This is a genomic window from Flavobacterium sp. PLA-DH12, assembly GCF_059511845.1.
Genome location: NZ_JCAMPD010000008.1, coordinates 146,143 through 158,501, shown reverse-complemented (window position 1 = coordinate 158,501; position 12,359 = coordinate 146,143). Strand labels below are relative to the sequence as shown.

The 12,359-nt window shown below is 32.8% G+C and carries 12 protein-coding genes; 7 read left to right on the top strand and 5 right to left on the bottom strand.

All coding sequences use genetic code 11. The annotated features are described in order from the left end of the window. The first annotated feature begins 4 nt into the window (after positions 1-4). Both AC5ZCW_RS16580 and AC5ZCW_RS16575 read left to right on the top strand, forming a co-directional pair. Positions 5-412 (top strand): hypothetical protein, encoded by a 408-nt coding sequence (locus AC5ZCW_RS16580; RefSeq protein ID WP_343542120.1) that lies wholly within the window; start codon positions 5-7, stop codon positions 410-412. Between the two features lie 265 nt (positions 413-677). Next, positions 678-1,109 (top strand): hypothetical protein, encoded by a 432-nt coding sequence (locus AC5ZCW_RS16575; RefSeq protein ID WP_496120878.1) that lies wholly within the window; start codon positions 678-680, stop codon positions 1,107-1,109. A gap of 52 nt (positions 1,110-1,161) precedes the next feature. Here the strand turns inward: AC5ZCW_RS16575 and AC5ZCW_RS16570 are convergent, their stop codons facing one another. The 3 genes from AC5ZCW_RS16570 to AC5ZCW_RS16560 form a co-directional block, all read right to left on the bottom strand. Beyond that, the gene (locus tag AC5ZCW_RS16570) at positions 1,162-2,676 is read right to left on the bottom strand and encodes an FMN-binding glutamate synthase family protein (RefSeq protein ID WP_177210246.1); all 1,515 of its coding nucleotides are present in this window, start codon (positions 2,674-2,676) and stop codon (positions 1,162-1,164) included. Positions 2,677-2,776: 100 nt separating this feature from the next. Next, a complete protein-coding gene (locus tag AC5ZCW_RS16565) occupies positions 2,777-4,165 on the bottom strand; it encodes a WG repeat-containing protein (protein WP_343542117.1) in 1,389 nt (462 codons plus the stop codon). A 28-nt stretch (positions 4,166-4,193) separates the two neighbouring features. After that, a complete protein-coding gene (locus AC5ZCW_RS16560; protein ID WP_281631935.1) occupies positions 4,194-4,973 on the bottom strand; it encodes an NYN domain-containing protein in 780 nt (259 codons plus the stop codon). Between the two features lie 200 nt (positions 4,974-5,173). Here AC5ZCW_RS16560 and AC5ZCW_RS16555 point away from each other — a divergent pair, with 200 nt between their 5' ends. The 5 genes from AC5ZCW_RS16555 (at position 5,174) to AC5ZCW_RS16535 (ending at position 10,644) form a co-directional block, all read left to right on the top strand. Then, the gene (locus tag AC5ZCW_RS16555; protein WP_343542115.1) at positions 5,174-5,623 is read left to right on the top strand and encodes an RrF2 family transcriptional regulator; all 450 of its coding nucleotides are present in this window, start codon (positions 5,174-5,176) and stop codon (positions 5,621-5,623) included. 20 nt (positions 5,624-5,643) lie between these two features. Then, positions 5,644-6,171 (top strand): azurin, encoded by a 528-nt coding sequence (gene azu / locus AC5ZCW_RS16550; protein WP_496120877.1) that lies wholly within the window; start codon positions 5,644-5,646, stop codon positions 6,169-6,171. Positions 6,172-6,262: 91 nt separating this feature from the next. Next, entirely contained in the window at positions 6,263-8,497 is a 2,235-nt protein-coding gene (locus tag AC5ZCW_RS16545; RefSeq protein ID WP_496120876.1) for a nitric-oxide reductase large subunit, read from the top strand. Between the two features lie 27 nt (positions 8,498-8,524). Continuing rightward, positions 8,525-9,256 (top strand): iron-sulfur cluster repair di-iron protein, encoded by a 732-nt coding sequence (ric, locus tag AC5ZCW_RS16540; RefSeq protein ID WP_496120875.1) that lies wholly within the window; start codon positions 8,525-8,527, stop codon positions 9,254-9,256. 164 nt (positions 9,257-9,420) lie between these two features. Beyond that, the gene (locus AC5ZCW_RS16535) at positions 9,421-10,644 is read left to right on the top strand and encodes a hypothetical protein (RefSeq protein ID WP_496120874.1); all 1,224 of its coding nucleotides are present in this window, start codon (positions 9,421-9,423) and stop codon (positions 10,642-10,644) included. A gap of 319 nt (positions 10,645-10,963) precedes the next feature. On the opposite strand, the gene AC5ZCW_RS16530 is transcribed toward AC5ZCW_RS16535, so the two are convergent. Together AC5ZCW_RS16530 and AC5ZCW_RS16525 are read right to left on the bottom strand one after the other, a co-directional pair. Then, positions 10,964-11,560, bottom strand: coding sequence for an SCO family protein (locus AC5ZCW_RS16530; protein ID WP_496120939.1), 597 nt, complete (start codon positions 11,558-11,560; stop codon positions 10,964-10,966). Between the two features lie 16 nt (positions 11,561-11,576). Continuing rightward, entirely contained in the window at positions 11,577-12,353 is a 777-nt protein-coding gene (locus AC5ZCW_RS16525; RefSeq protein ID WP_496120873.1) for a formylglycine-generating enzyme family protein, read from the bottom strand. Positions 12,354-12,359: the final 6 nt, after the last annotated feature.

Sequence of the window (12,359 nt, the reverse complement as noted above, 5' to 3'; positions counted from 1 at the left end):
TATTATGCTAAAGAAAATAAGCCAGATTGCCTTTGCAATAATGATGGTATTGATGCTTGCAAGCTGTAAAAATACCAAACAGAAACTTCAAGAGTATGTCGTTACGTACAACAAAAACATTGCTCCAAGTTTTAGAGCCGAAAATGTAACGCTTACTACAGCAAGAGGTTACATTAATGATAATAAAATTGAATTGAGATTTGAAACTGGCTTAGACCAAAATGAAGGCAATAAATTAGCTTCTTCTATATCATTTGTAAAGTTAATAAGATCTATGATTGAAAAAGATCAGATTCCAAGACAATTAATAGAAGAGGGGGTACAATTTGATGTTTACTTTTTGGCAAATGATAATACTGTTTTAGATAAAGAGGTGCTTACAGGGGAATCTCTTAAATATATTTTAAAATAATAAATCACATTTTTATAGGAAACGGATCATTTGGATTCTTACATATTAAAAGTCTCTTTAAAGTTTATTTAAAGAGACTTTTTTGTATTTACAGTTAAAAATTAAGTGTAAAGGAAACGTTTTTATTCTTACAAATATTTCCTTTTCACGAGTATAATCAGTTTGAATTCAAAGAATTACAGGTGTTTTTTTGTAAAAGTATATTGGTTTTATGTTATAAATTAATTATGTTTGAGTTAAAAAATAACTATTAAACCAAAAATTTATGAAAAAAATTACCCAAATCGCATTTGCGCTAGCTTTTGCATTATTTTTAATTAGCTGTAAAAACACCAAACAGAAAATTCAGGAACATGTAAGTAATTACAATAATTCATCTTCTATAAAAGGAAGCGGTATTACTAGTACAACAGCAAAAGCTTTTCTAAACGACAATAAAATTGAAATCAGAATTGAAACAAATTTAGAGGAAAACGATGCAAATAAATTAGCCTACAAAGAATCTTTTCCGGGCTTATTAAAAGAGATGATTAAAAACGATCAGATTTCATCTTCTCTTATTGCAGAAGGTGTAAAGTTTGACGTGTATTTCTTAGCTTATAATAATGCTATTTTGGCTCAAGAATTAGTAGATCAAGAAGAATTAGCCGTTTTAGAAGGAAATGCAAGCGCAGGTAAAGAAACAGCAAAATTGTAATTAAAATAGATTTTTAGAAAAAGCCTCTTCAATTTTGAAGAGGCTTTTCTGTTTATGAGAATTGCGTAACGTTTTTCAAATTGTCTGGAAAATAGAGTTCCGATAAATTAGTAAACTCATCTCCACGCATAAATATGTTGATATCAACATCTGCAAATGAGGTTTTTCCGGCAGCAGCTAAAAGTTCGTTTGCCGCATGAAGCGTGTTTTTATGAAAATGATACACTCTTTCAGATTTATCTGTAACAACCAATCCTTTCATCAGCATTTTGTTTTGCGTTGCTACTCCTGTTGGACATTCATTATTATGACAGCGTAAGGCTTGTATACAACCTAAAGAGAACATAAATCCTCTTGCGCTGTTACACATATCTGCACCTAAAGCAATGGCATGTAAAATAGAATAACCAGAAATGATTTTTCCGCTTCCAATAATGCGCATTTTATCACGAATGCCTAAACGTACCAAAGTTTTATTCACAAAAATCAAAGCAGGCTCAAAAGGCATTCCTACACCATCTGCAAATTCAAGCGGAGCAGCTCCAGTTCCACCTTCTGCACCATCAACGGTAATGAAATCTGGATATGTATCTTCATTGATCATCTCTTGGCAGATTGCTTCAAACTCCTCAGTATTACCAATACATAATTTAAATCCGATTGGTTTTCCGTTAGATAACTCGCGTAATTGTTTAATAAATTGAATTAATCCATTGGCATCAGAAAAAGCATGATGGCCTGGAGGAGAAAGAATCATCGTATGTGGCACAACGCCTCTAATTTTAGCAATTTGTTCTGTGTTTTTAGCTGCAGGCAATACACCTCCATGACCTGGTTTTGCACCTTGAGAAATTTTAATCTCGATCATCTTTACATTTGGAAGATTTGCTTTTTCAGAGAAATTTTCAGGACTAAAATTTCCTTCTGCATCACGACAGCCAAAATATCCTGTACCAATCTGCCAGGTAATGTCGCCGCCTCCTGCAAGGTGAAATTCAGTTAGTCCACCTTCTCCTGTGTTTTGATAGAAATTCCCCTTTTTTGCTCCAATATTAATGGCACGAACTGCATGTTCGCTCAACGAACCAAAACTCATTGCCGAAACGTTAAATAAAGAAGCAGAATAAGGCTGTTTGCAATCTTTTCCTCCAACTAATACACGAGGTAATTCTTCGTTTACTTTTGCAGGGAAAATAGAATGCTTTATTCCTTCGTAGTTTTCTGTATTTAAGTTTAATTGTGTTCCAAATGGAGTGCTCGAATCAATATTTTTGGCTCTTTGGTAAACTAACGAACGCTGGTTTCTTGAAAAAGGTTTTCCGTCTGTAGATCTTTCAATAAAATATTGCTGAATCTCAGGTGCAATCATTTCAAATAAATATCTGAAATAACCTAGAACAGGGAAGTTTCTTAAAATAGCATGTTTTTCTTGAGATGCATTATAAACTCCTACGATTAGTAAGATTGGGATAATAAATACGAGTAAATAACCTCGTCCAGTATAGTAATAAATTGCTGCAACAATTAGAAACAATAAGAATCCGTAAATAAAAAATTTTTTTCTCATGATGTATCTTTGTAATATGTGATTTTTTTTAGTTTTTTTCCAAACAGAGAGTTAATTAAGTTTTTAACTTTGAGGTTTGTCTATAAAAAAGAAATCAGATCTAATCTTTAAAATATTCAAAACCAATAGTGTTTATATAGCCCCATTTTCCTTTTAATTTGACTTTCAGCAAATCGTCATAAGAATAATTTAAAAAATCATATTTCGGTTTGATTTCGGTTCCTGTTTCTAAATCAAAATAACCATACTTTCCTTTGTCTTTGATGAAAATATTACGATATCCTAATTTACTGTAATCTTCATAAATTGGTGGTAAAAGGACATTATTATTAAAATCAACAACAGTAATTTTATTGCCATTTTTTGCTAAAAAGAACCTTGGAATCATAGCCGGCTCATCAAAACGAATATCAATTATGGTATCGTATTGAGGTACGATCAATTTTTCTATTTTATATTTCAGCAATTCATCAATTTCAACGAATCCAGATTTGCCATTTTTATAAATTTTAACCAAATTAGAAAATGCTCCCCAGATTTCATAAGGTTTAGTTGAAAAGGAATCTATCTCCGTTTTGTTGTTTTCCAGTATTTGTCGTTTGTTCTGTTTTATATAATCCCATTTTTCGTTTTCCAATTTTTTCAGATCATCCGGAAAATAACCCATCACGTATTCGTGATTTTTCGAATCGTAATCTGTTTTATTTATTTTTTTGACACTAAACTGAGCATCAATGATAAAGTAGTCATTCCCAATTTTTGATAAGTAATAATATTCTTTAGAAGAATTTTTACTGTATTCATAATTTTCAGCAATGCTGTCATAAATCATGGGAACTACAATTTTGTTTTTGCTGTTTATAATACCATATTTGTTTTTGTTTTTAGCAATTAACAAGCCCTTGTGTATCAATTCTAATTTTTCATATTGAGCAGGGATAATTACTTTGTCATCGTTACTTATTAAGCAATATTTTTTATTAATGATATTGATTGCTACATACTTATTGAAAAAATTGTCTTCATTGAAAAAGTTTACAGAATCATATTTCGCGGGTATATATAATTTTCCTTTACTATTTGAGTACCCCCATTTGTCTTTAATTCTATAAGGAACTAGATTTTTTAAATCTATTTTTAATTGTATTTTGTTGAATAATTCGTTCCAGTTTTTATCATCATGTAAACTTTCTAAATCCGTATCTTTTTTTAAATGATCGACATTTGTCCAGCCTCCATCTATTGCTTCGTTTAAATATTTAAATGCTTTACTTGGAATATTTGCCAAAGCAGCGGTACATGCAGCATTGTAAATGTCTACATATTCATCCGTATTTATTTTAAAAGCTTCTTCGTATAATGCTAAAGATTTATTGTAGTCTTTAGACTGATATAAAGAATTGGCTTTTTTTATTGTTTCCGAGTAATTCTGTGCATCTGCTTTATAAAAAGTAAAACAAAAAAGCAGAAGTAAAAGAGGTATTCTCATTTAGTTTCAGTGTATAAATATTAAAAGTTTAATTGAATCTTAAGCGTACATAAACGTGCTTGATTCCTTTTTTGTCTGACTCTCTTTCGTCGATTTCCAGAATATCAGTTAATGATTTAAGCATTGGTGTCAATTTAGAGAAACCATAGTTTCGAGGGTCAAATTCAGGTTTTTTCTTTACGATTAGATTCCCGACATCACCCAAAAATGCCCAACCATCATCATCTTCAATGTCTTCGATAGTAGCTTCAATCAGCTCAATAGTCTGTTTGTCAATTTTATGAAGTGCTTTTTCGGCAGGTTTTTCAATTGGCTTTTTGGTATCAGTAGCGGTTGTTTTAGGCTTTTTCTTTTGAATAGCTCCATCCAAAACCTCAATATAAATAAATCGGTCGCAGGCCACAATAAACGAGTTCGGTGTTTTCTTTTCTCCAATACCAATTACTTTCATACCCGATTCACGAAGTCTCACAGCAAGCCTTGTAAAATCGCTATCGCTGGAAACAATGCAAAAACCATCCAATTTACCAGAGTATAGCAAATCCATTGCATCAATAATTAGAGCAGAATCTGATGAATTTTTTCCAACTGTGTAACTATATTGTTGAATAGGAGTAATAGCATGTTCCAGTAAAACGCCTTTCCATCCATTTGCGTTTGGCTTTGTCCAATCGGCATAAATCCTTTTTGTAGTTGGCGTTCCAAGTTTTGCAATTTCTTCCATCATGCCTTTTACATTGCTATATGGCACATTGTCTGCATCAATAAGGACTGCCAGTTTTAAATCTTTTGAATTGCTTAAAGGCATTTGTTAAATATTTAAAATTTAATACTCTCAAAGTTAAAATTAAAATTGGTTTTTATAAGAATTGAATGATGAATATGTGTAATTGTTGGCACTAATTAGTTTCATTATAAATAATATTTGATCTTTAGAAAAATAATTAAAGATAAGTTTGTCTTTTATTTAAAACCTGTATATCTTTGTGTGGAATTAATTAGAGATGTATGTTTTCAAAAGCGTGTGAGTACGGAATAAGAGCTTCAATATTTATTGCAACCAAATCTTCTAAAGGAATTAGGGTTGGAATAAAAGATGTTGCGAAAGAAATTGATTCGCCGGAACCATTTACAGCCAAGATTATGCAGATTTTAACCAAAAGTGGCATAATTCATTCAACAAAAGGAGTTGGGGGCGGATTTGAAGTTTCGCCCGAAGCATCGAAAACAATAAAATTAATTCAAATTGTAGATGCTATTGACGGAAATAAAATATACAGCGGTTGTGGAATCGGATTGAAAGAATGCTCAGAAGAACATCCTTGTCCCGTTCATCACGAATTTAAGAAAATAAGAGGACTGCTGTTAGAAATGCTTAAAAACACAACTTTAGAACAGTTAGCTTCTGATGTAAAATCGGGAGATTTCTTTCTTAAAGCGACAAATGCGAACAATTAATATTATTAAATATCTTAAAAATGAATACAAAAACCAAAATTTCAGTACTAATCCTAATGGGATTTTTAGCAGTTACTTCTTGTGGTAAAAAAGAAACAACTCCAGCTGAACCGACAGAAACAACCGAAACATCTACTGAAGGAGAACAAGCTCCAACAGTTGCAGCCACAGAGGAAAATGTTTTAGTTATTGAAGGAAATGACCAAATGCAGTTTAATGTAAATGAATTGAAAGCTGTTGCCGGAAAACCAATCAAATTGACTTTGAAACACGTTGGTAAAATCCCGAAAGAAGCAATGGGACACAATTTAGTGATTTTGCGAGAAGGAACAGATCAAGCAGCTTTTGCTTTAAAAGCGAATGATGCTAAAGCAACTGATTATATTCCAGAATCTGAAAAAGCTTCAATCATTGCACACACTAAATTAATTGGTGGTGGAGAAGAAGATACAATCGAGTTTACAATTGATAAAAAAGGATCATATCCATTTATTTGCTCTTTCCCTGGTCACGTGGCCATGATGAAAGGTGTGCTAATTGTTGAGTAAATAAACAAAAGCTCCAAATGCTGTAACTGGCTTTGGAGTTTTTTTAAAAACTAATAAAAGACAAAAATATCTTTTATTGAATAAAAAAAGAATGAAAAGAGAAAAAAAATTATGGCTGGTTTTTGCATTGGTAATGAGTATATCATTTGCAGTGCTGGGTTATTTTGGTTACGAAATCTATCAGCAAGCACCACCAGTCCCAAAAGAAATTGTAACCGATTCTGGTAAAGTTGTTTTTAGCGAAAGCGAAATTAAAGACGGGCAAAATATCTGGCAAAGTATAGGTGGCCAGGAAGTGGGATCTATCTGGGGACACGGCGCTTATGTGGCCCCAGACTGGACCGCAGATTGGTTGCATAGAGAAGCCGTTTTTATCTTGGATATATATGCCAAGAAAGATTTTAATCAAAAATATGATGAATTAGACGCCGAAAAGCAATCGGCTCTTAAGGTCCGTTTGCAGAAAGATTTAAGAACCAATCGATACGATGCTGAGACAGGAGTGCTTACCATTTCTGAAAACCGTTTGGCCGCAATTGAGTATTTAAGCGAATATTATGAAGGGCTTTTTACAAATGATCCTCAATTTGATAAGTTGAGAGAAGAATATGCGATTCCGAAAAATTCGATTAAAGATGTAGAGAGAATGCATAAAATGAATGCCTTTTTCTTCTGGGCAACATGGGCAACAGTCACCAATCGTCCTAATGGAGATATTTCGTATACACACAACTGGCCGTCAGATGAATTGGTTGGAAATACTGCCACAACAGAACTTTTAGCTTGGTCTGGAGTAAGTATAATTTTACTGATTTTGAGTGTTGGAATTTTAGTTTTCTATCATGCAAAATCAGGTGAAGAAGAAGAATTTCCGCTTCCAAAAGAAGATCCGCTTATCAAGCAGGGCAAAACCAAATCTATGGGCTTGGTAACCAAATATTTCTGGATTGTAAGTCTGCTGATGGTTCTGCAGATGGTTTTCGGAATCATAACAGCACATTATGGAGTAGAAGGGCACGGTTTATACGGAATACCGATTGATAAAATTCTGCCTTATGCCGTAACACGTACATGGCACACACAATTGGCAATTTTCTGGATTGCAACAGCTTGGTTGGCAACTGGATTGTACATTGCTCCGGCAGTTTCTGGTAAAGATCCTAAATTTCAATGTTTTGGTATTAATTTTCTCTTTATTGCCTTGTTGATTATTGTTTTAGGATCAATGGCTGGACAATGGTTTGGAGTAATGCAGAAATTAAATTTAGTTCAAAATTTCTGGTTTGGACACCAAGGCTACGAATATGTTGATTTAGGACGTTTTTGGCAGATTTTCCTTTTAGTTGGACTGTTTTTATGGCTGGCTTTAATGATTCGTCCGTTACTTCCAGTTTTAAAGAAAAAAACAGAAGAGAAAAACCTAATCATTTTGTTCTTAGTTTCTTGTACTGCAATTGCTATGTTTTACGGAGCTGGATTAATGTGGGGAAGACAAACCAATTTAGCTATTGCCGAATATTGGAGATGGTGGGTAGTTCATCTTTGGGTTGAAGGTTTCTTTGAAGTGTTTGCAACAGTTGTAATTGCATTCTTGTTTGTTCGTTTGGGATTATTAAAAACTAAAACGGCGACTTTAAATGTGCTTTTTGCAACCATTATTTTCATGTCTGGAGGTATTTTAGGAACATTCCATCACTTGTATTTCTCAGGAACGCCAACAGCAATTATGGCTTTAGGAGCAACATTTAGCGCTTTGGAAGTGGTTCCGCTGACTTTAATAGGTTTTGAAGCGTATCAAAACTATAAAATTTCAAAATCAACACAATGGATTGCAGATTACAAATGGCCGATTTACTTTATGATTTCGGTGGCATTTTGGAATTTCCTTGGAGCAGGTATCTTCGGATTTATAATTAATCCGCCAATTGCCCTGTATTATGTTCAAGGATTAAATACAACGCCTTTACATGGACATACCGCATTGTTCGGAGTATACGGAATGTTAGGAATTGGTCTAGTATTGTTTGTATTAAGAAGTTTGTACCGAAACGTAAGTTGGAACACTAAACTGCTTAAAATCACTTTCTGGTCTTTAAATATTGGTTTATTCCTAATGGCAATCTTGAGTTTGCTTCCAATTGGAGTTTGGCAGGCTGTGGAAAGTATTAATCACGGAATGTGGTATGCTCGTTCATCAGAATTAATGCAGCAGCCAGCAATGATTACTTTAAAATGGCTTCGCGCTATTGGAGATTCAATTTTCGGAATCGGGTTTATAACAATGGCCTGGTTTGTATTTGAACTGACATTAAAAAACAAAAAATAAAAACACACAAAAACAAAATAGATTATCATGGAAAATTTAAAAAACAAAACAATAGGATCATTTGTGGCTGAGGATTTTAGAACCGCTGCAGTTTTTTCAAAATATAGAATAGATTTTTGCTGCAAAGGAAACCGAACAGTTACTGAAGTATGTGAAAAACAAAATATTGATGCAGATGCTTTATTAGAAAGTGTTTCGGAAGTTTTAAAATCAGAAAACAACGGAAGCATTGATTTCAATTCATGGCCATTAGATTTATTGGCAGATTATATTGAGAAAACACATCACCGCTATGTGGAAGAAAAAACGAATGTTTTACTGCCGTTTTTAGATAAATTATGCAAAGTTCATGGAGCAAATCATCCTGAGTTATTCAAAATCAATGAGTTGTTTATTGGCTGTGCAGGAGAATTATCTCAGCACATGAAAAAAGAAGAATTGATTTTATTTCCATTTGTAAAAAGAATGGTGAAAACAAAAGATACAGATGGAGTTTTACATCAGCCATCTTTCGGAACCGTTTCCAATCCGATTGCGATGATGATGCGCGAACACGATAATGAAGGCGAACGTTTTAGAGAAATCGCTGCGTTGACCGATAATTATACTCCGCCAGCAGACGCTTGTACGACTTACAAAGTGACTTTTGCCATGCTGAAAGAGTTTGAGGTAGATTTACACAAGCACATTCATTTGGAAAACAATATTTTATTTCCAAAAGCTGTGATTTTAGAAAAAGACTTTGTTGAAGTAGAATAAAGGTTAATTTTAATAGTTCGAAAACATCGGTAATAATCCTCTAAAATGATAATTATCGGTGTTTTTTTTAACCATATAAGTAACATAAGTTCATTTAAAACAGACTTATAATTTCTTATATTACTCATATGGTTTAATAATTTTATAGGTTTAAAAGTTGCAATATGAATTCTCAAAAAGCTTGGATACTTTGCTGTTTTTTTAATTTTCTGATTACCTGTGTTTTCGGATTATTAATGCGGTTTATGTATCTGTTTCCTTTAGATTTTTTAAACTATCGTTTTCTGCTTCATGCGCATTCGCATGTTGCCATGTTAGGCTGGGTTTATTTGATCGTTTATGTTTTGGTGGTTCATTTTTTTATTCCGAAAGAAAAAAGCCAGAAGCCAATTTATAACCGTCTATTTTGGCTGACAGAATTTTCAGTAATCGGAATGATGATTGCTTTTCCAATTCAAGGATATGCTTTGTTTTCAATTGTATTTTCAACAACACATATTTTATTGAGTTATGTTTTTTGCCGTTTGGTTTGGAAAGATTGTTTAAGAGATAAATCTCCATCGCAAAGACTTTTGTCGGTTTCGATTCTATTTATGGTTTTATCGACTTGTGGAGTTTGGTGTCTTGGTCCAGCCGTGAGTACGCTTGGTAAACAAAGCGCTTTCTATCAGATCGCGATTCAGTTTTTTCTTCATTTTCAGTTTAATGGCTGGTTTATATTGGCAATTTTAGCTTTGTTTTTAAAACAATTTCAAAATAAAATTGATGAGGTAAAGTTTAAGAAGTTTTACTTTTTGATTATTATTTCTACACTGTTAACAGTCGCTTTTCCTGTGAGATGGTTTATGGAAAATGACATTTTTAGTTATGTCAATGCTTTAGGAGTTTTAATTCAACTCGGCGCTTTTGTTTATTTCTATAAAATGTTGCAGCCTGAAATTAGTCATTTTAAAAGCACTTTAGATAAAACGACTAAAATAGTTTATGGTTTGGCATTATGTTCTCTATTTTTGAAAGTGGGGATTCAATTGCTAACTCTTTTCCCTAATCTGGCAGAAGTTTCACATCAAATCAGAAATTTTGTAATTGGCTTTATTCATTTAACCACTTTAGGAATTATAACAGGTTTTTTATTTGGAATTTTATTGCAGAATAAAATGCTTTCTGCTAATTCTCCAATATTGAAAATAGGAGTGAAGAGTTTTATTTTAGGATATATTGCAACCGAAGTTTTATTGTTTCTGCAAGGATGGTTTTTCTTTTTTGGAGAAGGAACAATCCCAGGATATTTTCAAAGTATTTTGATTTTCAGTATTCTTTTGGTTTTGGGATTGGTTTTAATAATGGCATCACTAGTAAATTTTCATTCCAATAATTTCAGCAAATAAATTCCGGAGGAATGATATATTTATAGCAGAGGGACAACATATTGTAAAGCTTCGGAGAAGCGAAATATTTATAGAAAATGTTTGACGAAAATAAAGAGCTCCAGCGGAGCGACATATTTATAGAATCATATTAGAAATATAATTTGTTAACCTGATAAATATTTCGCTCCGCTGGAGCTCTTTATGTAGATGATTTAGATTTTTCTATACATATTTCGCTTCTCCGAAGCTTAACTTGGCTTCTTATATAAATAAAAAACAAGAGTAAATTTATTTCTAAACTTACTCTTGTATCTTACTAATTAACCTATTTAAATATCTATATTTTTGTTGCTTCTTGATTTATGGTTTCAATTGTTTTTTCATTATTTACACCTAAACCTTCTTGCTGAAATACCAATTCTCCTTCTGGATTAAAAACGCTGATAATATTAGAGTGCGAAAAATCTATTGGAGAAATCTGCTTGTAATTGACAGCCAAAACTGCCGCAAACTCTCTTGTATTTTCTTCAGATGAACGAAGGAAAATCCAAGGATCTTGGTTCATTTTATTTTCAATTGCAAACGATTTTAATCTTTCAGGAGTATCTGTTTTCGGATCTATACTGACCAAAATCAATTTGACATGCTGTTTTGTCTTTTTCTCCAGTTTTGATTCAATATCGCGCATATCGGCCACTAATCTAGGGCAGGCTGCTTTACAGCTGGTGTAAATCATTACCATTACAAGAACATTTCCTCTAAGCGATTTTAATTCAATGTCTTTGCCATTTTGCGTTGTCCATTTTGATGGCAGATTATAAATCGATAAATCACTGATTTCCTTATTTGTTTCTGCCTTAACCTCTTTTTTATCTGCTTCTTTACAGCTGTAAAAAGAGAATAGGAGAAGAAAAGCAATTGCTATTTTTTTCATCATAAACTAATTTAAATTAGATTTTTGGTTTTGTTGTGCTGGCACATCGAAAACCAAGATTTCGTGTTGAATATTGCGCTTTCAAGCTTCCTCTGAATGCGTAACGCATAAAAGCGGCATAATCCATTAAATCGGAAGCATTAACTGATCCGCTTCCGCAGAAAAGATTTTTATCGGTGCTTTTGTCTTTTCTAGATTCTCCTGATAAAAAGATGCTGTTGAAATCAGATGTCCATTCCCAAACTAAACCGTGCATGTCGTAAACTCCCCAGTAATTTTTGAAAGTTTTTCCAATTTCATTTTCATACGTTCTCGATTTCTCATACCAAGACAAAATATATTCGTTAAATTCTTTTTTAGTTCTAGCATCAATCTTTTTAGTATCTGCCATTGCTACATATTCCCATTCGTCCATTGTTGCCAAACGTTTTCCTTGACATTCGCAGTATTTTTTAGCTGCAAACCAAGAAACGCTTGTTACAGGTGACTTTGGTTTTGCATTTCCAAAATCAAAATCATTTGTCCAGTAAGAGAGATAGCTTTTATCGGCAAAAAATCCTTTAATTTTTGATTTTTGATAAGAAGGATTCTTTTTGACAAATTCTAAAAACTCACCATTTGTTACAGGATAAATGTCAATATAAAAAGATTTTACCGCAACAGGTTTTTGAGAAACAGCTCCATAAAGAGGGACATAAGATCCCTCTTTTATGAAAGCCATCCCTTTTTCTTGCGCCTTCATGACACTAAACACAAAGAAAAAGATAGTTAGTATGAAAATGTATTTTTTCATGCCGAA